18 protein-coding genes are annotated in these 21,356 nt (G+C 73.7%); 11 read left to right on the forward strand and 7 right to left on the reverse strand.

Annotated elements, in window-relative coordinates; all coding sequences use genetic code 11:
• From ACZ4A5_RS29455 to ACZ4A5_RS29475, 5 genes are all read left to right on the forward strand, one after another.
• A partial coding sequence (locus ACZ4A5_RS29455) for an elongation factor 1-alpha C-terminal domain-related protein (protein ID WP_467590854.1) occupies positions 1 to 175 on the forward strand: 175 nt, incomplete at its 5' end.
• Between the two features lie 96 nt (positions 176 to 271).
• Positions 272 to 1,381 carry an aliphatic sulfonate ABC transporter substrate-binding protein gene (locus ACZ4A5_RS29460; RefSeq protein ID WP_467590796.1) on the forward strand — a complete coding sequence of 370 codons (1,110 nt, stop codon included), beginning with the start codon at positions 272 to 274 and terminating at the stop codon, positions 1,379 to 1,381.
• 38 nt (positions 1,382 to 1,419) lie between these two features.
• On the forward strand, positions 1,420 to 2,223 hold the full coding sequence (locus ACZ4A5_RS29465; RefSeq protein WP_467590799.1) for an ABC transporter ATP-binding protein: 804 nt from the start codon (positions 1,420 to 1,422) through the stop codon (positions 2,221 to 2,223).
• Positions 2,210 to 3,106, forward strand: coding sequence for an ABC transporter permease (locus ACZ4A5_RS29470; protein WP_467590802.1), 897 nt, complete (start codon positions 2,210 to 2,212; stop codon positions 3,104 to 3,106). The genes ACZ4A5_RS29465 and ACZ4A5_RS29470 overlap by 14 nt, the downstream gene beginning before the upstream one ends.
• 10 nt (positions 3,107 to 3,116) lie before the next feature.
• Positions 3,117 to 3,923, forward strand: coding sequence for a sirohydrochlorin chelatase (locus ACZ4A5_RS29475; protein WP_467590805.1), 807 nt, complete (start codon positions 3,117 to 3,119; stop codon positions 3,921 to 3,923).
• 159 nt (positions 3,924 to 4,082) lie between these two features.
• Here the strand turns inward: ACZ4A5_RS29475 and ACZ4A5_RS29480 are convergent, their stop codons facing one another.
• On the reverse strand, positions 4,083 to 5,321 hold the full coding sequence (locus ACZ4A5_RS29480) for a S8 family peptidase (protein WP_467590808.1): 1,239 nt from the start codon (positions 5,319 to 5,321) through the stop codon (positions 4,083 to 4,085).
• Positions 5,322 to 5,839: 518 nt separating this feature from the next.
• Between ACZ4A5_RS29480 and ACZ4A5_RS29485 the strand changes: the two genes are divergently transcribed.
• Complete coding sequence (locus tag ACZ4A5_RS29485) at positions 5,840 to 6,703, forward strand: phosphotransferase enzyme family protein (protein ID WP_467590856.1); 864 nt, start codon at positions 5,840 to 5,842, stop codon at positions 6,701 to 6,703.
• Between the two features lie 149 nt (positions 6,704 to 6,852).
• Here the strand turns inward: ACZ4A5_RS29485 and ACZ4A5_RS29490 are convergent, their stop codons facing one another.
• Positions 6,853 to 7,563, reverse strand: coding sequence for an exonuclease domain-containing protein (locus ACZ4A5_RS29490; protein ID WP_467590811.1), 711 nt, complete (start codon positions 7,561 to 7,563; stop codon positions 6,853 to 6,855).
• Between the two features lie 113 nt (positions 7,564 to 7,676).
• Positions 7,677 to 8,915, reverse strand: a complete 1,239-nt coding sequence (locus tag ACZ4A5_RS29495) for an SAV2148 family HEPN domain-containing protein (RefSeq protein WP_398870852.1) — start codon at positions 8,913 to 8,915, stop codon at positions 7,677 to 7,679.
• A gap of 458 nt (positions 8,916 to 9,373) precedes the next feature.
• Between ACZ4A5_RS29495 and glgX the strand changes: the two genes are divergently transcribed.
• From glgX to ACZ4A5_RS29520, 5 genes are all read left to right on the forward strand, one after another.
• Positions 9,374 to 11,500, forward strand: coding sequence for a glycogen debranching protein GlgX (glgX, locus tag ACZ4A5_RS29500; RefSeq protein WP_467590814.1), 2,127 nt, complete (start codon positions 9,374 to 9,376; stop codon positions 11,498 to 11,500).
• Positions 11,501 to 11,577: 77 nt separating this feature from the next.
• Positions 11,578 to 13,938, forward strand: a complete 2,361-nt coding sequence (gene treY / locus ACZ4A5_RS29505; RefSeq protein ID WP_467590817.1) for a malto-oligosyltrehalose synthase — start codon at positions 11,578 to 11,580, stop codon at positions 13,936 to 13,938.
• A 133-nt stretch (positions 13,939 to 14,071) separates the two neighbouring features.
• Positions 14,072 to 14,983, forward strand: coding sequence for a GNAT family N-acetyltransferase (locus ACZ4A5_RS29510; RefSeq protein WP_467590820.1), 912 nt, complete (start codon positions 14,072 to 14,074; stop codon positions 14,981 to 14,983).
• A gap of 159 nt (positions 14,984 to 15,142) precedes the next feature.
• Positions 15,143 to 16,948, forward strand: coding sequence for a malto-oligosyltrehalose trehalohydrolase (gene treZ, locus ACZ4A5_RS29515; RefSeq protein WP_467590823.1), 1,806 nt, complete (start codon positions 15,143 to 15,145; stop codon positions 16,946 to 16,948).
• A gap of 53 nt (positions 16,949 to 17,001) precedes the next feature.
• A complete protein-coding gene (locus ACZ4A5_RS29520) occupies positions 17,002 to 17,298 on the forward strand; it encodes a hypothetical protein (RefSeq protein WP_467590826.1) in 297 nt (98 codons plus the stop codon).
• 61 nt (positions 17,299 to 17,359) lie between these two features.
• Here ACZ4A5_RS29520 and msrB read toward each other — a convergent pair whose 3' ends face one another.
• The 4 genes from msrB to ACZ4A5_RS29540 all read right to left on the reverse strand — a co-directional run bounded on the left by msrB (position 17,360) and on the right by ACZ4A5_RS29540 (position 21,193).
• The gene (msrB, locus tag ACZ4A5_RS29525; protein WP_398870845.1) at positions 17,360 to 17,767 is read right to left on the reverse strand and encodes a peptide-methionine (R)-S-oxide reductase MsrB; all 408 of its coding nucleotides are present in this window, start codon (positions 17,765 to 17,767) and stop codon (positions 17,360 to 17,362) included.
• Positions 17,768 to 17,790: 23 nt separating this feature from the next.
• Complete coding sequence (gene murC / locus ACZ4A5_RS29530; protein ID WP_467590829.1) at positions 17,791 to 19,185, reverse strand: UDP-N-acetylmuramate--L-alanine ligase; 1,395 nt, start codon at positions 19,183 to 19,185, stop codon at positions 17,791 to 17,793.
• A gap of 95 nt (positions 19,186 to 19,280) precedes the next feature.
• A complete protein-coding gene (locus ACZ4A5_RS29535) occupies positions 19,281 to 19,910 on the reverse strand; it encodes a response regulator (RefSeq protein WP_467590832.1) in 630 nt (209 codons plus the stop codon).
• A complete protein-coding gene (locus tag ACZ4A5_RS29540) occupies positions 19,907 to 21,193 on the reverse strand; it encodes a sensor histidine kinase (RefSeq protein ID WP_467590834.1) in 1,287 nt (428 codons plus the stop codon). Before ACZ4A5_RS29540 ends, ACZ4A5_RS29535 begins: the two co-directional genes overlap by 4 nt.
• Positions 21,194 to 21,356 lie beyond the last annotated feature (163 nt).

Here is a 21,356-nt window from a genome sequence, read left to right on the forward strand (position 1 = left end):
CCGCGTCACCCTCCGCACCGCCGAACCCCTCGCCCTCGACCCCTACGCCACCGCCCGCCACACCGGCTCCTTCCTCATCATCGACCCCGCCGACGACACCACACTCGCCGCCGGCATGGCCGGGGAAGCCTTCGGCGGCGGCAGGGGCGGCATCGGCCGATGTGCCGGCCGATGACCGTGTCCGCACTGCCGCTCCGTCCCCGAAGTCCCGTCGCACCGCCGCCGGGTGTGCCCTGACCGCACGCCCGGACCGCCGAGAGGAACCGCCGTCATGCCCGCTTCCGTCCGCCGTCTCCTTGCGGCCGCTGCCACCGTCCCCTTGCTGGCCGGCGTGCTCGGCGCCTGTGGTTACGGCTCGCAGAAGGACTCCGGAAGTTCCCCCGGCGGCGGGAACACCACCGCCCAGGGCAAGGCCCTCTCGGCCGGAACCGTCCGGATCGGCTACTTCCCCAACATCACTCACGCGACGGCGCTGGTCGGTGACCACGAGGGGATCATCCAGAAGGAGCTCGGCGGCACCCGGCTCCGCGCGACGACCTTCAACGCGGGCCCGTCCGAGATCGAGGCGCTCAACGCGGGCTCCATCGACATCGGCTGGATCGGCCCCTCCCCGGCGATCAACGGCTATGTGAAGTCCAAGGGCAAGAGCCTGCGGATCGTCTCCGGCTCCGCGTCCGGCGGGGTGAAGCTCGTCGTCGACCCCAAGAAGATCCGCTCCCTGGACGACGTCAAGGGCAAGAAGATCGCGACGCCGCAGAAGGGCAACACCCAGGACGTCGCGTTCCTCAACTGGATCGCCGAGCAGGGCTGGAAGGTCGACCCGCAGACCGGCAAGGGCGACGTCTCGGTGGTCCGTACGGACAACAAGGTGACCCCGGACGCCTTCAAGTCCGGTTCCGTCGACGGCGCGTGGGTGCCCGAGCCGACGGCCTCGAAGCTGGTCTCCGAGGGCGGGAAGATGCTGCTCGACGAGTCCACGCTGTGGCCGGACAAGAAGTTCGTCATCACCAATGTGGTCGTGTCGCAGAAGTTCCTCGACCAGCACCCCGACGTCGTCGAGGCCGTGCTGCGCGGCTCGGTGAGGACCAACGCCTGGATCGCCGCGAACCCGGACAAGGCCAAGGCGTCCGCGAACGCCGCGCTCAAGCAGCTCTCCGGCACGGCGCTGCCCCCCGGGATCCTCGACCCGGCCTGGAAGAGCATCGCGGTCACCGACGACCCGCTGGCCGCGACCCTCCAGGCGCAGGCGGAACACGCCGTCAAGGCCGGGCTGCTCCAGGCGCCCGACCTGTCCGGCATCTACGACCTGACCCCGCTCAACAAGATCCTCAAGTCCGAGGGCAGGCCGGCGGCCGACGCCGCGAAGCTCGGCAAGCAGTAGCAGTCGTTCACCACCGCCCAGAACCAGGAGGTGACCGGATGGCCCCGGCACTGACCACCGACCAGTTCGGAACGGCCGTCGTCGGCGACGACATACCGGCGGCCGTCCGCATCGACCACGTGCGCAAGAGCTTCGGCCGCGCGGGCGCGGCGCAGCCCGTACTGGACGACATCACCCTCGACGTGCGCCCCGGCGAATTCGTCTGCCTGCTGGGGGCGTCGGGCTGCGGCAAGTCGACGCTGCTGAACCTGGTCGCCGGGCTGGACCGGCCCACGGCGGGCACCATCGAGGTGCCCGGCGGCCGCCCCGCGCTGATGTTCCAGGAGCACGCCCTCTTCCCCTGGCTGACCGCGGGCCGGAACGTCGAACTCGCCCTGCGGCTGCGCGGGGTGCCCCGCGCGCGGCGGCGCGCGGAGGCGGAGCGGCTGCTGGAGCTCGTACGGCTCGGCGGCGCGTACGGGAAGCGGGTGCACGAGCTGTCGGGCGGGATGCGGCAGCGCGTCGCGCTCGCCCGGGCGCTGGCGCAGGACAGCCGGCTGCTGCTGATGGACGAGCCGTTCGCCGCGCTCGACGCCATCACCCGGGACGTGCTGCACCACGAGCTGACCCGCGTCTGGTCCGAGACCTCGCTGTCGGTGCTGTTCGTGACCCACAACGTCCGGGAGGCCGTGCGCCTCGCGCAGCGGGTGGTGCTGCTGTCCTCCCGGCCCGGCCGGGTGGCGCGGGAGTGGACCGTCGACATCCCGCAGCCGCGCCGGATCGAGGACGCCGCCGTCGCGGACCTGTCCGTGGAGATCACCGAAGAACTGCGTGGGGAGATCCGCCGCCATGGCCGGCACTGACACCGACACCTCCCCTCCGGCGCGGCCGCAGGACCTCGCCGGGCTGGAGGCGGGGCTCGACGCCCTGGACTCCGTACGGGTCGAGCGGACGCCCTTCACCCAGGTGCTGCTGCACAAGGTGCTGCCGCCGGCCGTCGCCGTCGTGCTCGTGCTGGCCGTGTGGAAGGTCCTGGTCCTCGCGCACGTCACCGACGACTACAAGCTGCCCGACCCCTCGGCGGTCGGGCACAGCCTCGGTGAACTGTGGACGCGGGGCACGCTCTTCGACATCATCTGGACCAGCGTCTCGCGCGGGCTGCTCGGCTTCCTCGCCGCGCTGGCGCTCGGCACCCCGCTGGGGCTGCTGGTCGCCCGGGTGCGGTTCGTCCGCGCGGCCCTCGGCCCGATCCTCTCCGGTCTGCAGTCGCTGCCGTCCGTGGCCTGGGTGCCGGCGGCGGTGATCTGGCTGGGCATCACGGACTCGGCGATGTACGCGGTGATCCTGCTGGGTGCCGTGCCGTCCATCGCCAACGGCCTGGTGTCCGGCATCGACCAGGTGCCGCCGCTGTATCTGCGGGCGGGCCGCACCCTCGGTGCCACCGGGGCCCGCGGCGCCTGGCACGTCCTGCTGCCCGCCGCCCTGCCCGGCTATCTCGCCGGGCTCAAGCAGGGCTGGGCGTTCTCCTGGCGTTCGCTGATGGCCGCCGAGCTGATCGCCTCCTCGCCCGACCTCGGACTGGGCCTCGGGCAGTATCTGGAGAACGCCCGCACCGACTCCGACATGCCCGGCGTCCTGCTCGGCATCCTGCTCATCCTCTTCGTCGGCATCGCGATCGACCTGATCGTCTTCAGCCCGCTGGAGCGCAGGGTGCTGCGCGGCCGCGGGCTGGCGGCGGGCCGGTAGGGACCGGCCCGTGGTCCTGCTCCTCGTCGCCCACGGCAGCCGCGACCCCCGGCACGCGGCGACGGTCACCACGCTCCGGGACCGGCTGGCGGCGGCGCGGCCCGGGCTGCGGGTCGAGGTGGGCTATCTCGACTTCTGTGTGCCGAGCGTGCCGCTGGCGCTGGAGCGCCTCGCGGCGGAGGGCGTACGGGAGGTGATCGCGCTCCCCCTGCTGCTGACGCGCGCCTTCCATGCCAGGACCGACATCCCGGCCGTCCTGCGCGAGGTGACGGCCGGGCTGCCCGGGCTGCGGGTGCGGCAGGCCGCGGTGCTCGGCCCGTCGCCGCTGCTGACCGCGACGCTCGAAAGGCGGCTGGGCGAGGCCGGGGTGCGCCCCGGCGAGCGGCGCTCGACCGGGGTGGTGCTGGCGGCGGCGGGCTCCTCCGACCCGGAGGCGGGCGCGGTGATCGCGGGCGTCGCGCGGGAATGGGAGCGCGCGGGCGGCTGGTTCGCGGTGCGGCCGGCCTTCGCGTCGGCGGCCGGGCCGCGGGTCGGCGACGCGATACGCGCGCTGCGCGCGGCGGGGGCGCGCCGGGTGGCCGTCGCGCCGTACGTCCTCGCGCCGGGCCGGCTGCCGGACCGGATCGCGGCGGGCGCGGGCCCGGCCGACACCGTGGCGCAGGTGCTGGGCGCGGCGCGCGAGGTGGTGTCCCTGATACTGCGGCGGTACGAGGAGGCCGCGGCCTCTGCCGCCACGGTCTCTTCCGCGACGGCCACTTCGGCGACGGCCCCTTCCGCGGCCCGGCCGCAGGATCACCCGGCGGCCTTCCGGGACTGACCCGCGGGCCCGGCGTGAAGTGCGTGCCCGCGTCTGCGCCTGTGTCTGCCGGACAGCCCGCCGCCTGCCGGAATGCCCGCCGGAAAAGCCGTCGGCCGGCCGTCGCACCCCGTGGGGGTGGGGAACGACGGCCGGCCTGCGATCAGGGAATCGCGGGGGCTACTGAACGACCTTCAGCAGCTTGTTCGGCGTGCCCGCGCCCGGGTTGGAGATCTTGTCCGGGGTGGCGCCCTGGGTGAGCGCCGAGGAGACCTGCTCGGGCGTGGCGTCCTTGTGCCCGCTCAGGTAGACCGCGGCGGCACCCGTGACGTGCGGGGTGGCCATGGACGTACCGGAGATGGTCTTGCTGCCCGAGTCGCTGTCGTTCCAGTCGGAGGTGATGTCCGAGCCGGGGGCGTAGAGGTCGACGACGCTGCCGTAGTTGGAGAAGTCGGACTGCTTGTCGTCCTTGGTGGAGGAGGCGACCGTGATGGCCTCCTTCACCCGGGCCGGGGAGCTCTGGCCGGCGTCCGTGGACTCGTTGCCCGCCGCGACGGCGAAGGTGACGCCGGAGGCGATCGCCTTCTGCACGGCCGCGTCCAGGGCCTCGTCGACGCCGCCGCCGAGGCTCATGTTGGCCACCGAGGGGCCCTTGTGGTTCTTGGTGACCCAGTCGATGCCCGCGACGACCTGCTCGGTGGTGCCCGAGCCCTCCGCGTTCAGCACCCGGACGGCGACGACCTTGGCCTTCTTGGCGACGCCGTGCTCGGTCCCGGCGATGGTGCCCGCCACGTGCGTGCCGTGGCCGTTGCCGTCGTCCGCCTTGTCGTTGTTGTCCACCGCGTTGAAGCCGTAGGACGCGCGCCCGCCGAAGTCCTTGTGGCTGATGCGCACGCCGGTGTCGATGACGTAGGCGGTGACGCCCTCGCCCGCGCTGTCCGGGTAGCTGTACTTGCCGTCGCCCTTGGTGTCGGCCTGGTCGATCCGGTCCAGACCCCAGGACGGCGGGTTCTCCTGGGTGCCCTTGATGGTGAAGCGGTGGTTCTGGACGACCTTGGCCACCGCCGGGTCGGCGGCGAGCCGCTTCGCCCCGGTCTCGTCGAGACCGCTGGCGGAGAAGCCGTGGACCGCCGAGTCGTACGTGCGGTTGAGCTTGCCGCCGTACCGCGCGGCGAGGTCCTTGCCCTCCGTCGAGAGGGACTTGGCTCCGGCGCCCTTGGCGCTCGCGCCGTCCTTCAGCAGGACGATGTAGCTGCCGTCCACCGAACCCTTGGCGCCGGCACCGTAGACGGTGCCCTCGGCGGGGGCGGGAGCGGCGCCGGCGGGCAGAGTCAGCACGGTGACTCCGGCCGTGACGGCGGCCGCGGCGGATATCGCCAGAACGAGCCGTCGCTTACCGGCGCGCTTGTGAGTTGCCATGACGAGGTTCCTCCTCGTGCGGAATGTGGGGGAATTGCGCGTGGGGCGCAATCGCCCGGAACGACGGAAGGCATCACTCCGGGCGCTCCGAAACCCTGTCAGGATTGACGCGCTCAATTCAACATCCGAACGAAGGTGTGACATACGCAACGTCTTTGCGGAAATTCAAACCCCGCTGAACGACGGCAAATTGGACAACGTACTGGCAATCGCTGCCACTGTTTACTTGAAGGACATACGAGTTTCCGGTGAGCAACTGTCTTTACGTGCAAGGCGTTTCACAGATGAGCGCACGCGTGGCCGGGCAACGCTCCGACGGTTATTGGGCGTTCGGAACGTCCGCCTTCCGCACGGGCCGCTTCGCGCACGCGAACCCGGCGGCGCGGCGCCCGGACGCCTCCGCCGTCCACGCCTCGCCGCGCGCCCCCGGTCCCGTCGGCCGCCGGGCGACAGGGGAGACTGTCAGTCGATCGGCTCGACGGCAGGTGAGGTGCGACGTGACGGAAGCGGCGGAGACGGTGTTCGGAGAAGCGAGGGCGCGCGCGCTCCTCGCGGCGGCGGTGCCCGAGGTGACCGCGGCGGACGCGAGGCCGCTCACCCTCGGCGAGAACGCGGTCTTCGCCGTCGGCGACCTGGTGGTCAAGGTCGGGCGCGACGCCTCGCTGCTGGAGCGGGCCCGCCATGAGCTGCGCGTCGCCGCGTGGCTCGCGGAGAGCGGTGTCCCCGCCGTCCGGGCCGCCGAGCCCGCGCCACGCGTGGCGGACGGCCACCCGGTGACGCTCTGGCACCGGCTGCCCGAGGCGCTGCGCCCGGCCACCACCTCCGACCTTGCCGAGCTGCTGCGCGCGGTGCACGCCCTGCCGGAGCCGGACTTCGCGCTGCCGCGGCGTGAGCTGCTCGGCGGGGTCGAGCGGTGGCTGCGGCTGGCCGGGGACGCCGTCGACCCCGCCGACGCCGCCTATCTGCGCGAGCGGCGGGACGGCTTCGCGGCGGCCGCCGCCGAGCTGACCCCGCACCTGCCGCGGGGGCCGATCCACGGCGACGCCCTCCCCCGCAATGTGCACGTCGGGCCGGACGGCCCCGTCCTGGTCGACCTGGAGACCTTCTCCGGCGACCTGCGCGAGCACGATCTGGTCGTGCTCGCCCTGAGCCGGGACCGCTACGGCCTGCCCCTCACCGCGTACGAGGCGTTCGTGCGGGTCTACGGGTGGGACGTACGGGAGTGGGACGGGTGCGAGGTGCTGCGGGGCGCGCGGGAGACGGCGAGCTGCGCGTGGGTGGCACAGCACGCGCCCGGCCACCCCGGCGCCCTCGCGGAGTTCCGCAGCAGGGTGGCCTCCCTGCGCGCGGGCGACGCGACGGTGCGGTGGCACGCGTTCTGAGCGGGCCGGGGTGCGGCCCAGCGCGGTCCGGCAGCGCCCTGAAGGGGGCGCGGGGTCTGTCCGGCGATCGAGGACGCCCCCGCCACGGGCGGCTGGCGGCCCCGCGCCCAGCGGCGGACGGCGCACCCAGCGGGGCAGTCGGCGCCGCGTCAGCGCAGCGGCCAGTGCGGGTCGACGGCCGCTTCGGGGTCGCCCTTGCGGCGGAGCCACTTCTCATAGCCCGTGGCCCACTCCGCGTACCACCGCACCTGGTCGCCGTGGAGGGACCACAGCGAGGAGTCGGCTATGTGCGGATACCGCTCGGCGAGCGCGCAGGCCACCCGCACCGCCGCGAGCGCGTCCGCGCCCGCCTCGTGCGCGCCGTCGAGCACGACGCCGTACTCCCCGCAGACCGCTTCGAGGGTGCGCTTGCCCTTGCGGTAGCGGTCGACGGCGCGGTCCATCGTGTACGGATCGACGACCGGGCCGGTCTCCCGGCCCGCCGCCGCCTCCCCCAGGCGCTCGCCGAGCGGGCGCAGCCCGTGCCGCCGCAACTCCGCGGCCAGCAGGGAGAGGTCGAAGCAGGCGTTGTAGGCGACGACCGGCGCGCCGGCCGACCAGTGCGTGGCGAGGGTGTCCGCTATCTCCTCGACCACCTCGCGCGCCGGCCTGCCCAGCGCCGCGCGCTCGGTCGTGATGCCGTGCACGGCCGCGGCCTCGGCCGGGACGGGGACGCCGGGATCGGCGAGCCATTCCCGGCGGCCGATCGGCTCACCGCCCTTGGTCTCGACGACGGCCGCCGTGACGATCCTCGCCTCGGCCGGATCCGTGCCCGTGGTCTCCAGGTCGAAACCGATCAGCAGCTCCTGGTGCCACCCCATCGCGGTCCCCCTTCGTGGTGCTTCCCCCGACTGGTCCCCAGCGTCGCACGCACCACTGACAACGCCCCACCGGACCCGTGCGCCCCACAGGGCGTCATATCCCGTACAGGGAATCAGGACACAGGGCGCGAATCCACCCAAATGCTGTCGAATTCCTCGCGGTAGGTCTCGAAGAGCCCGTGCTCGGGTTCCCGGCCCTCGCGCACCACCTTGCCGCCGCCGCGCAGCACCAGCACCGGCGCCTCCATGCCGCGCGCCTTGCGCAGATACGACTGGACCACGGCGAGCCCGTCGGAGCCGTCGCCGTTGACGAGGTAGGCGGTGAAGCGCGGGGTCTCGTCGAAGACCCGGATCTCGAAGGCCGCGGTGTCCCGGAGCCGGTCCCGGACCCGGCGCATGTGCATGATGTTCATCTCGACGGACCGGCTCATCTCGCCCTTCTTGATGCCCAGTTCCCGCTCCCTGCGGCGCACGGCGCTGCTGGCGGGGTTGAGGAAGAGCAGCCGGGCGCGGCAGCCCGCCTCGGCGAGCCGGACCAGTCGCCTCCCCGAGTAGTTCTGCACGAGGAGGTTCAGACCTATGCCCACCGCGTCGAGGCGGCGGGCGCTGCCGAAGAGGTCCTCCACGGGCAGCTGGCGCTGGAGCCGCACCCGGTCGGGGTGGACGCCCACCACGTCGGCGTAGCGGTCGCCCACGATGTCCTCGACGGCGTCGACGGGCAGCCGGTCGCCCGAGGGGCTGCCGGCGCCGTTGCCGCCGAGGATGGCCAGCAGCCGGGCCGAGGCCCGCTCGGCCTGGGCGAGTACGGTCTCGGAGAGCGCGCGGTTGCGGGAGACGACGTTGCGCGTCACCTCCAGCTCGTCCAGTGCCAGTTCGAGCTCGCGCCGGTCGTCGAGGTACGGCTCGAAGCACGGCCAGTGCTGGACGAGCAGCTCCCGCAGCTGAGGGAGGGTGAGGAAGCTCAGGACGTTGTCGTCGGCCGGGTCCAGCAGATAGCCCTTGCGGCGGCTCACCTCCCGGACCGCCACGGCCCGCTGGACCCACTCCTGCCCGGCCGGCCCGGCCGCGGCGACGACCCACTCGTCCTCACCGTGCACCGGCTCGTAGACGGGCCGCAGCACGGCGGCGACGACGGCGCGCAGCCGCTGCTCCACCAGGTTCAGCCAGATGTACGCCCGGCCGGCCCGCCGGGCGCGGGTGCGGACCTCGCCCCACGCCTCCGCGTCCCAGTCCAGGGCGGCCCCGATCTCCACGGGACGCGCCAAGGACACCGCGCCGGGTGGTGTGTCGGCCGAACCGTCAACCCCGGGATTGCCGTCCCCAGGGGGCAGCTCCAGCCCGCCCGAGCTCACCAGTGCACCGCCTTCCGCCCCCGTCCAACGATCAAGGCAGACTACTGCGCGGGCGGGAGGCGCCGCACCCGGACACGGCTGGGCCTTGGCCAACTCTCCAGCGAGGGGTAGGGCGTTGTGAGCGGCCCGCGCGGCAGGAGTGAGCCGTTTCATAGCCGCCAGGGGCCCGCTCTCGCCCCGACGCGTCCTGATACGTCCCGGATGCCCCCGGCCGGCGGGCCGCGCTCCGGGACCGCCCGGCATGGGTCCGATACCGGCCGGTCACCCGGTTGGGCGAGCCGAAGAGAGCCGTGACCGCGCTCCTTTTGGGGAAGATCTGGCGAAAGGGCGGCTCGACGGCCACGGTTGGGCGAGGATGCCGGTTCGGCTCCGCACCGGAGCCCATGGCGGATCCATGGCAGGCTCGTGCCGCCCGCGCGGAGCCCGAAGAACCGTCAGGAAAACGGAAGAGTCGACTCATGCAGGTCTGGCCGGGACAGGCGTACCCCCTCGGCGCCACGTACGACGGCGCCGGAACCAACTTCGCGGTCTTCTCCGAGGCCGCCGAGCGGATCGAGTTGTGCCTGCTGCACGACGACGGTTCGGAGACGGCTGTGGAGCTGCGCGAGAGCGACGCGTTCGTGCGCCACGCCTATCTGCCGGGCATCATGCCGGGCCAGCGGTACGGCTTCCGGGCACACGGCCCGTACGACCCGGGCCGCGGCCTGCGGTGCAACTCCGCCAAGCTGCTGCTCGACCCCTACGCGCGGGCGGTGAGCGGCGCCATCGACTGGGGCGAGGCGGTCTACGGCTACCCCTTCGGGCGGCCGGAGAAGCGCAACGACATGGACTCCGCCCCGCACATGATGACCTCGGTCGTGGTCAATCCCTACTTCGACTGGGGCGACGACCGGCCGCCGCGCACCGACTACCACCGGACGGTCATCTACGAGGCCCACGTCAAGGGCCTGACGATGTGCCACCCGGCGCTGCCGGAGGAGATCCGCGGCACGTACGCTGCGCTGGCCCACCCGGCCGTCATCGAGCATCTGACGGAGCTGGGGGTGACCGCCATCGAGCTGATGCCGGTCCATCAGTTCGTCAACGACCACCGGCTGTCGGACTCGGGGCTCGCCAACTACTGGGGCTACAACACCATCGGCTTCTTCGCCCCGCACAACGCCTACGCCTCCTGGGGCGACCGGGGCCAGCAGGTGCTGGAGTTCAAGTCTGCGGTGCGGGCGCTGCACGAGGCGGGCATCGAGGTCATCCTCGACGTGGTCTACAACCACACGGCCGAGGGCAACCACCTGGGGCCCACGCTCTCCTTCCGCGGGCTGGACAACGCCTCGTACTACCGCCTGGCGGACGACCCGCGCTACTACATGGACACCACCGGCACCGGCAATTCCCTGCTGATGCGCAGCCCGCACGTGCTCCAGCTCATCATGGACAGCCTGCGCTACTGGGTGACCGAGATGCGGGTGGACGGTTTCCGCTTCGATCTGGCGGCGACGCTGGCCCGGCAGTTCCACGAGGTGGACCGGCTGTCGTCGTTCTTCGACCTGGTGCAGCAGGACCCTGTCGTCAGCCAGGTGAAGCTGATCGCCGAGCCGTGGGACGTCGGGGAGGGCGGCTATCAGGTCGGGAACTTCCCTCCCCTGTGGGCCGAGTGGAACGGGAAATTCCGGGACACCTCCCGGGATCTGTGGCGCGGTGAACCCGCCACCCTGGCGGAGTTCGGCTCCCGGCTGACCGGCTCGTCCGACCTCTATCAGGGCGACGGCAGGCGGCCGCTGGCCTCCATCAACTTCGTCACCTGTCACGACGGCTTCACTCTGCACGACCTGGTGTCCTACAACGACAAGCACAACGAGGCCAACGGCGAGCAGAACCGGGACGGCGAGAGCCACAACCGGTCCTGGAACTGCGGGGCCGAGGGCGACACCGACGACCCCGGGGTGCTCGCCCTGCGCGAGCGGCAGATGCGGAACTTCATCGCCACCCTCCTGGTCTCCCAGGGCGTGCCGATGCTCAGCCACGGGGACGAGTTCGCGCGCACCCAGCAGGGCAACAACAACGCGTACTGCCAGGACAACGAGATCTCCTGGGTGCGCTGGCCGGACGCCTCGGACGGCTCCGGCGAGCGGGCGCGCCGGATGCTCGCCTTCACCCGCGCCATGGTCTGGCTCCGCCGCGACCACCCCGTCTTCCGGCGCCGCCGCTTCTTCCACGGCCGCCCGGTGCAGGGCACGCACGACGAGCTCTCCGACATCGCGTGGTTCACCCATGAGGGTGAGGAGATGCGGGACGAGGACTGGCAGGCGTCCCACGCGAAGTCGCTGACGGTCTTCCTCAACGGCAGCGCGATCTCCGAACCCGGCCCCCGCGGCGAGCCGGTCACCGACGACTCGTTCCTGCTGATGTTCAACGCGCATGACGAACCGCTGGATTTCGTCGTGCCGGTCAACCATGGCAGGCAGTGGCAGATCGTGGTCGACACGGCACGGCCCGAGGGCGTCGCGACGGACGGGCCGAAGGTCCGCGCGGGGGACAGCCTGACGCTGACGGACCGCAGCCTGGCCGTCCTGCAACGGCCCGCGTAGCCCGGGGCCGGGGCGCGGCCCGGCGACATGGCGTAGTCCGTGCGGCATGAGCCGCCGTTGTGGGTACGTACGTTCCCATGATGCGAGAGAGCGCAGCGCCGACCGCCACCTACCGGCTCCAGCTCCAGCCGGACTTCCCCTTCCGCGCCGCCGAGCGGGCGGTGCCCCGGCTCGCCGGCCTCGGGGTGTCCCATCTGCATCTGTCGCCCGTGCTGGAGGCCGTGCCCGGCTCCGGGCACGGCTACGACGTCGTGGACCACTCGGCCGTACGGGCGGAGCTCGGCGGCGAGGAGGGGCTGCGCGCCCTCTCCCGCACCGCGCGGTCGCACGGGCTCGGCCTGATCCTCGACATCGTCCCCAACCACATGGCGGTGCCCACGCCCGCGCGGCTGAACGGCCCGCTGTGGGAGGTCCTGCGGGACGGGCCGGCCTCCCCGTACGCGCGCTGGTTCGACATCGACTGGTCCGAGCACGGCGGCAAGGTGCTGCTGCCCGTGCTGGCCGGGCGGCTCGGCGACGAACTGGAGCGCCTGAAGGTGGCGGACGGCGTGCTGCGGTACGGCGACCACGCCTTCCCGCTGCGGCCCGGCACCGAACGGCTGCCGCTGCCCGAGCTCCTGGACGCGCAGTGGTACCGGCCCGCCTGGTGGCGGCTGGCCCGCACCGAACTGAACTACCGGCGCTTCTTCACCATCTCCGAGCTGATCGCCGTCCGGGTGGAGGATCCCGAGGTGTTCGCCGCCACCCACGCCAAGGTGCTGGAACTGGTGCGCGACGGGGTGATCGACGGGCTCCGCGTGGACCACCCCGACGGCCTCGCGGACCCGGCCGGCTACCTCCGCCGCCTCGCCACGGCCACGGACGGGCGGTGGACGGTCGTCGAGAAGATCCTCAGCGGTGACGAACGGCTGCCCTCCGACTGGCCCGTCGCCGGCACGACCGGCTATGACGCCCTGCGCCACCTCGACGGCCTGTTCGTCGACCCCGAGGGGGCCGCGGAGCTCGGCGCGCTCTACCGCGCGTTCACCGGCCTGCCGCCGGACCGCGGCGGCGACTGGCCCGCGACGGTGCGGCGCGCCGCCTACCGGGTGATCACCCATGAGCTCGCGGCGGAGGTCGAGCGGCTGGTGCGCACCGCCGTCCGCGTCTGCGAGAGCACGCACCGGCTGCGCGACCACGCCCCCTGGGCCCTGCGCACCGCCCTGCGCGAGATCCTCGTCAGGCTGCCCGTCTACCGCCCCTACGCCCTCCCCGGCGGCCCCGCCGCGCCCGTCGACGCGGTGCTGCTCGACGAGGCCGCCCAGGGGGCGCGTACGGCCTTCGCCGTCCCCGAGGAGGCCCAGGTGGTCGAGGTCGTGCGGGACGCGGCACTCGGCCGCCTCGGGGACGGACCGGACCAGCGCGACTTCTGCGCCCGGTTCGCGCAGACCGCGTCCGCCCTGCGGGCCAAGTCGGTGGAGGACACCGCCTTCTACCGCTACGCCCCGCTGCTGTCGGCCACGGAGGTCGGCGGCACGCCCGACCGGCCCGCGGTCACCCCCGCGGACTTCCACGCCTACTGCGCCCGGCTCCAGCGCGACTGGCCCGCCACCGGCACCGTCCTGTCCACCCACGACACCAAGCGCAGCGCCGACGTGCGGGCCCGGATCGCCGCACTGAGCGAACACCCGCGCCTGTGGGCCGATCTGACGGCCCGCCTGGCCGCCGACCCGGCGCCCGACCCGCAGGTGGCGTGGGTGGCCTGGCAGAGCGCGTTCGGGCTGGGCACCCCCGACGCCGGGCGGCTCGTCCCCGCGGTGCTCAAGAGCGTCCGGGAGGCCGCGCTGCGCACGACGTGGACCGAGCCGGACGCCGCGTACGAGGAGGCCGTGCGCGCCTACGTCACGGCGGGCCCCGGCGGCGGGCGGCACGCCGCCGCGCTCGCGCCGCTGGAGGAGGCCACCGGGCCGTCCGTGCGGGCCAACACGCTGGGCGCTGCCCTGCTGCACCTGACGATGCCGGGCGTGCCGGATCTCTATATGGGCACCGAGCGGACGTACGCCGCGCTGGTCGACCCGGACAACCGGCGCCCGCCGTCCTTCCCCGACGAGGAACCCGCCGGCCTGTCCGCCGAGAAACTGCACGTGACACGCACGGCCCTGCGGCTACGGCGCGCGCACCCCGAATGGTTCGGCGCCACCGCCTCGTACGACCCCCTGCCGGCGCTGGGCGAGGCCGCCGGCCACTGCACGGCCTTCGCCCGCTCCGGCGAGGCGATCACCGCCGTCACCCGACTCCCCGCCAGGCTGACCGCCGCGGGCGGCTGGCGGGACACGTCCCTGGAACTGCCGGGCACCACCCCCTGGCGCGACCTGCTGACGGACCGGCCGCACGAGGGCCGGGTACCGCTGGCGGAGCTGCTGGACGACTGGCCGGTGGCCCTTCTCGTACGGGGCTGAGGGGCGCGCGTGCGGTGCGTCAGCGGTAAGTACCGCGGACGGAAAAGCGTTGGACGCGGTCATGATCACGCCTTTACCTTGCCGGGGCCGTCCGTCAAATGTCTTGCGGGGGCCGTCCGTCGAAAGGGCATATATGACCGAGCTGGTCGTCCGCGCGCTCGCCGAGCACGAGACCTCTCTCTTCACCTCTCTGCACGACCCCGGGCTCGTCGGCCGCGCCGCCTTCGGCCACACCTACGCACCCGTCCACGAAGGCGGTGACTACCGCCCGGAGTGGACCTGGGTCGCCCTGCGCGACGGCGAGGTCGTGGCGCGTGCCGCCTGGTGGGGTGCGGCGAGCGACGAGGTGCCCGTGAGCCTCGACTGGTTCGACTTCGCCGAGGGCGAGGCGGAAGCGGGCACCGAGCTGCTGCGCACGGCCCCGCTGCGGTCGGAGTACAGCATCAGGGTGCCGCCCGGCTGGCGCGGCCGTCCGGAGATACGGGCCGCCGCCGAGGCCCGCGTCGCGGCGGCCCGGGCGGCGGGGATGCGGCCGCTGGTCGAGCGCTTCCGGTATGTGTGGACGAGCGAGTGCGGAGTGCCCGAGCGCCCCGGGCGGCTGGAGTTCCGGCCGGAGCCGGACGACGCCGTCGTGCGGGACGTGCTGCTGCGCGTCATGGAGGGCACGCTCGACGCCCACGACCGCAGGGCCCTCGACGAGTCCGGTCCGCGGGCGGCCGTCGAGGACCTGCTCGGCTTCCTGAACTGGCTGCCCTCGCCCCGCGCGTGGTGGAAGCTCGCCTTCACCCCGGACGGCGGCGTGGTGGGCATCCAGATCCCCGCGCACAACCCCACCGGTCCGTGCGTGGGCTACATCGGCGTCGTGCCGGAGCAGCGCGGTCACGGCTACGCGTACGACCTGCTCGTCGAGTGCACCCACGACCTGGTGGCCGAGGGCGCGACCCGGATCGCCGCCGCGACGGACCAGGGCAACTTCCCGATGGCGGCCCAGTTCGCGAAGGCGGGCTATCCGGTCGCGCAGGAGCAGATCGACCTCGTCCCGTAGCCGGTTCCGGTCGTCCTCGCCGCCTGTGGCGAGGGCAGACGGCCGGGGAGGAGAGGACACCTCCGCGCAGCCGTGGCGCGGGACACACGGCCCGCACCGATACCGCTCGGCCGCTGCCGGAGGGCACCATGGGCAGCACCGCCGTCGAGGGGAGCCGTAGTGCTGTTCGAGGTGTGGGCGCCGGAGGCCGGGCAGGTCGTGCTGTGCGCGGACGGGCGTACGCGTGCCATGGAGCGCGATCCCGGCCGCGCCGGCTGGTGGCGGTGCGAGGCCCCGGCCGCCGCGGGGACGCGTTACGGCTTCGCCCTGGACGGCGGGCCGGTGCTGCCCGACCCCCGTTCGCGGCGCCAGCCGGACGGGCCCGACGGGCTCAGCGCCGTCGTCGACTTCGCCGCCTTCCCCGAGCCGGAGGAGTGGCCGGGCGTGCCGCTGCCCGGCGCGGTCCTCTACGAGCTGCACATCGGCACGTTCACCCGGGAAGGCACCTTCGACGCCGCCGCCGGGCGGCTGCCGCATCTGGCGGACCTGGGCGTCACGCACGTGGAGCTGATGCCGGTGTGCCCCTTCCCCGGCACGCACGGCTGGGGGTACGAGGGGGTGGCGCCGTGGGCGGTGCACGAGCCGTACGGCGGCCCGGCGGGGCTGCGGCGCTTCGTGGACGCGGCGCACCGGCACGGTCTCGGCGTGGTCCTCGACGTGGTGCACAACCACCTCGGGCCGTCCGGCAATCATCTGCCCGCCTTCGGCCCGTACTTCACCGACACCCACCACACGCCGTGGGGCGCGGCCGTCAACCTCGACGCGCCCGGCTCCGACGAGGTCCGCGCGTATCTGACGGGCAGCGCCCTGGCCTGGCTCCGGGACTACGGGCTCGACGGGCTGCGGCTGGACGCGGTGCACGCGCTGGCCGACACCCGGACCCCGCACTTCCTCGCCGAGCTGTCCGCCGCGGTGGACGGGCTGGGCGCGCGGCTGGGCCGGCCGCTGTTCCTGATCGCCGAGTCCGATCTCAACGACCCGGTCACCACCGCGCCGCGCGAGGCGGGCGGGCACGGGACGCACGCGCAGTGGAACGACGACTTCCACCACGCGCTGCACACCGCGCTGACCGGTGAGTCCCAGGGCTACTACGGGGACTTCGCCGCCGACCCGGCGTACGCCCTCACCAAGACGCTGACCGGCGGGTTCTTCCACGACGGCACGCTCTCCTCCTTCCGCGGCCGTCCCCACGGCCGGCCGCTGGAGCGGGGCACGGTGCCCGCGTACCGCCTCCTCGGCTACGCCCAGAACCACGACCAGATCGGCAACCGGGCGCTGGGCGACCGGCTGTCGGCCCGCCTCTCCCCCGGGCTGCTGGCCTGTGCGGCCGCGCTCGTGCTGTGCGGGCCGTTCACCCCGATGCTCTTCATGGGCGAGGAGTGGGGGGCCCGTACGCCATGGCAGTTCTTCACCGACCACACCGACCCCGAGCTGGCCGAGGCCGTACGCACGGGGCGGCGGCGCGAGTTCGCCGCGCACGGCTGGGCGGCGGCCGACATCCCGGACCCCCAGGACCCGGCCACCCGCGAACGCTCCTGCCTGGACTGGACGGAGCCGGCCCGCGCCCCGCACGCGGAACTGCTCGCCTGGCACCGGCGGCTGATCGCGCTGCGCCGCGACGAGCCGGCCCTGGCACGGGCGCCGCTCGCGGCGACGGACGTCAGCGTCGCCGGTGACCTCACCACGGTGCTGCGCCGTGGGCCCCTGTGCGTCGCCGTCAACCCGACCGGGGCCCCGGCGGCGCTGCCCGTCGGGGCGGCCGAGGTGCTGGCGGCGTGGCGGCCGGTGGACCCGCCGGGTGCGGACGGCGTCCTGCGCCTGGCGCCCGAGTCGGCGGCCGTGCTGCGGTACGGCCGGCCCCGTCCGCCGTTGCGGCGGGGCGGGGCCGGAGAGACGCTGGAAACAGGCGTATCCGTGCCTCAGTGAGCGCGGAGCCGGAGCGCCGGGTGCGGTGCGTCGCACCGAGGGGACGATGAGCCATGCGCGCGATGCTCAGGGCCCGGATGGACACCCACACCTCCAACGAGGCGGTCAGAAGCGGCACCATGGCCACATTCATCCAGGACCTGATGGACCGGACCAAGCCTGAGGCCGCCTACTTCGGCGCGATGGACGGAGGCCGCACCTGCGTGCTCGTCTTCGACCTGGAGGACCCGTCGCGGCTGCCCGTCACGCTCGAGTCGCTCTTCCAGGACATGGAGGCCGATGTCGAGCTGCACCCGGTGATGAACTACGACGACCTCAAGAAGGGCCTCTCGGCCCTCGGGAAGGGCTGACCTCGGGAAGGGCTGAGCCCGCCGGAGCGGGCCACAGCGACGCCTCGGCGACGAGGCCGGGTCAGCTCTCCGCCGGTTCCAGCCGCAGCGAGATCGAGTTGATGCAGTAGCGCTGGTCCGTGGGCGTGGGGTAGCCCTCGCCCTCGAAGACGTGGCCCAGGTGGGAGCCGCAGCGCGCGCAGCGGACCTCGGTGCGGAGCATGCCGTGGGAGCGGTCCTCGATCAGTTCGACCGCGGAGGAGTCCTTCGGGTCGTAGAAGCTCGGCCAGCCGCAGTGGCTCGCGAACTTCTCCGTGGAGCGGAAGAGCTCCGCCCCGCAGGCCCGGCAGGAGTAGACGCCGTCCGTCGTGGTATCGGTGTACTCACCACGGAAGGCGGGCTCCGTGCCGGCCTCGCGGAGCACCTGGTACTCCGCGGGGGTCAGCTCCGCGCGCCACTGCTCGTCCGGCTTCTCGACCTCGTACGACATCTCGCCCCTCCCGGGCAGTTGGGTCAGCTCTCCAGGCGGGCCAGGATGCGCGGACCGAGGTCGGTCACATCGCCGGCGCCCATGGTGAGAACGAGATCGCCGGGCCGGGCCATTCCCGCGATCACGTCGGGCACGGCAGCCATGTCGTGCTCGGGGCGGACGTCGGCGCCCTTGGCGAGGGCGGCGTCGATGATCAGGGTGCTGGTGATGCCGGGGAGCGGGTCCTCGCGGGCGGGGTAGATGTCCAGCACGACGGAGGAGTCGGCCAGGGCCAGCGCCTCGCCCATCTCGGTGCCCAGTTCCTGGGTGCGGCTGAAGAGGTGCGGCTGGAAGACGACGAGGATGCGGGCGCCGTCGGCGGCGCCCCGGATGGCCTCCAGGTCGGCGGTCATCTCGGTCGGGTGGTGGGCGTAGGAGTCGATGACCTGGACGCCGTTCGCCTCGCCCTTGAGCTGGAGGCGGCGCTTGACGCCGGTGTACTTCCCGAGCGCGGAGGCGAGGTTGTGCAGCGGCAGGCCGAGGGCCACGCCCGCGGCGAGGGCGGCGACGGCGTTGTGCGCGTAGTGCCGGCCGGGGACGGAGACGGTGAAGGTGAGCATCTTGCCGTCGATGAGGACGGTGACCTCGCTGGTCAGACCGCGGGGGTTGACCTTGAGCACGCGGACGTCGGCGTCCTCGGCCTCGCCGTAGGTGACGACCTCGATGTCGTAGCGGCCGGAGACGCGCTCGGTCAGCTCGCGCGCGCCCGCCTGGTCGGCGGCGACGACGAGCGTGCCGCCCGGGCGGATCCGGCCGACGAAGGTGTCGAAGGACTCGTAGATCTCGTCCATCGACGCGTAGTTCGCGTGGTGGTCCAGCTCCACGTTGAGGATGATCGCGACCTCGGGCGCGTACTTGTGGAAGCTGCGGTCGCTCTCGTCCGCCTCCGCCACGAAGATCTCGCCCGCGCCGTGCCGGGCGTTGGAGCCGGGGGCGTCGAGGTCGCCGCCGATGGCGTACGACGGGTCGAGGCCGAGGGCGTCGAGGGAGACCGCGAGCATCGAGGTCGTGGTCGTCTTGCCGTGCGTGCCGGCGACGGCGATCGGACGCAGGCCGTCCATCAGGCCGGCGAGCGCGTCGGAGCGGTGCACGACGGGGATGCCGCGCTCGGCGGCGGCCGCGAGCTCGGGGTTGTCGGCGCGGATGGCGCTGGAGACGACGACGCAGGTGGCGTCCTGCGCGAGGTGGTCCGCCGCGTGCCCGATGTGCACGGTGGCGCCGAGGGCGCGCAGGGCCTCGGCGGTCGCGGACTCCTTGGCGTCGCTGCCCGCGACGCGCGCGCCGCGCTGCGCGAGGATCTTCGCGATGCCCGACATGCCGGCGCCGCCGATGCCGATGAAGTGCGGTCGGTCCATCGTCGTGGGGACGGCCGGTGCCATGTGCGGTGCTCCCTGGGAATCGGTGCCGGGTGTAGCTACAGGCCCGATTGTTGCACCCGGTACCGACAGCCGGTCCCACGGCCGCCGCATATCCGTCATACCGGGCGGATCAGGCCCTGGGCCAGGCCCGCCGCGATGGCCGCGGTGCGGCTGTCGACGCCGAGCTTGCCGTAGATGTGCACGAGGTGGGTCTTGACCGTGGCCTCGCTGATGAACAGCCGCCGGGAGATCTGCTTGTTGGCCAGGCCCTCGGCCAGGAGCCCGAGGATCTCGGCCTCCCGCGGCGAGAGGGCGGGCCGTCCCGCCCGGACCCGGCCGAGCAGGCGCGCGGCGACGGGCGGGGCCAGGACCGTCTCGCCGCGGGCGGCGGCGTGGACGGCGGCCGCCACGTCCTCGGGCGGCGCGTCCTTCAGGAGATAGCCGGTCGCCCCGGCCTCGACGGCGGCGAGGATGTCGGCGTCGGTGCTGTAGGTGGTCAGGATCAGCACGGCGGGCGGGTCGGGCAGGGCGGTGATGCGGCGGGTGGCCTCGACGCCGTGCATCCCGGCGCCCATCTGGAGGTCCATCAGGACCACGTCGGGCCGGACCCCGGCGTCGAGGAGGCGCAGCGCCTCCGCGCCGTCGGCCGCCTCGCCGACGGCGCTCACCTCGGGCAGCTCGTCGACCATGGCGCGCAGCCCGCGCCGGACGACGGGGTGGTCGTCGACCAGGAGTACGCGGATCACCGGGTACCGTCCGCCTCCGCGGAGGCGGACGGTACGGACACCGGCGCGGGCAGGGTCACGGCGACGGCGGTGCCCTCGCCCGGCGCGGACTCCACCGTGAGGGTGCCGCCGAGCTCGGCGATGCGCTCGCGCATGCCGTGCAGGCCGAACGTCCTGCGCCCGTCGGCGGGGCCGTCGCCGGGGGTGAAGCCGACGCCGTCGTCGTAGACGTCGAGGGTGACCTGCCCGTCGAGGTAGGCGAGGGTCACGGCGGCGCGGTCGGCGCGCGCGTGGCGGACCACGTTGGCCAGGGCCTCCTGGGTGAGGCGCAGCAGGGCCACCTCGCTCTCGACGGGCAGCGCGCAGGGCTCGCCGTCGAGGTGGAAGGCGGCGCTGGGGAGGGCGCGCGCGGTGACGCGGCGCAGGGCCTCGGGCAGCGGCGCGTCCTCCAGGGCGGGCGGGGTGAGGGCCTGCACGAAGCGCCGGGCCTCGGCGAGGTTGTCGGACGCCGTGCGGCCGACCTCGCGCATCCGGGCGCGGGCGGCGTCGGGAGCGGCGGTCTCGGCGGCGCGGGCGAGCAGGACGATGCTGGACAGGCCCTGCGCGAGGGTGTCGTGGATCTCGCGGGCGAGCCGCTGCCGTTCGGCGAGCCGCCCGGCCTCCCGCTGGGCGGCGGCCAGCTCGTCCCTGGTGCGTACGAGGTCGTCTATCAGGTGCTGCCGGTGGCGGGTCTCGCGGTAGAGCGCGGCGTAGCCGTAGGCGGTCAGGACGGCGACGGCGGCACCGACGACCGGGCCTACCACCTTGGCGGCGGTGAGCCCGCCGGGCGCCGCGGCCTGGGCCGCCACGACCGCGCCGGTGGCGGCGGCGACGGCGGGCAGGGACCAGCGCGCGGGCAGGGCGTGCAGGAAGAGGAAGAAGAGCGGGAAGGCGACGTAGCTGAAGCCGTGGTCCATGCACAGGAGCACGAGCCACAGCGCGGTGACGGCGGTGAGCCACAGGCCGCCGCGGCGCGGGCGGGCGCTCCCCTCCCGGGGCCGCGCCCGGCGCACGGCTCCGGCGCCGTAGACGACGGCCAGCGCGATGCCGGGCGCGAGCAGCGCCGCCGGCTTCGCGCCGACGGCGGCGGGGCCGAGGGCGACGGCGAGCAGCGCGTAGAAGGCGCCGTGCAGCGCGAGGGTCACCGTCCGCAGCCAGGGTGCGTCGGAGGCGGGGTGCTCGGGGTCCGTCGGCGCCGTCCCCCGCGGCGGTTCCGCGTGCGCGCGGGACGGCCTCGCGGGTGCGGGGCTGCTGGATCGGCTCACCCCATCGAGCGTACGGCTCCCTGGACGGGCCTCCGGTCGCGGGCCGTCAACCGTTCGATTGATTTCCGGGTACGCCGGACGGGTGGTGCGCGAACCGGTCCTTGCCCTGATGGCGGCGGGCGCCTGGTGCGGGAGCGTGGTGGGTGTCCTGATCAGGTCCCGG

Source organism: Streptomyces sp. NPDC025618, from assembly GCF_055558795.1.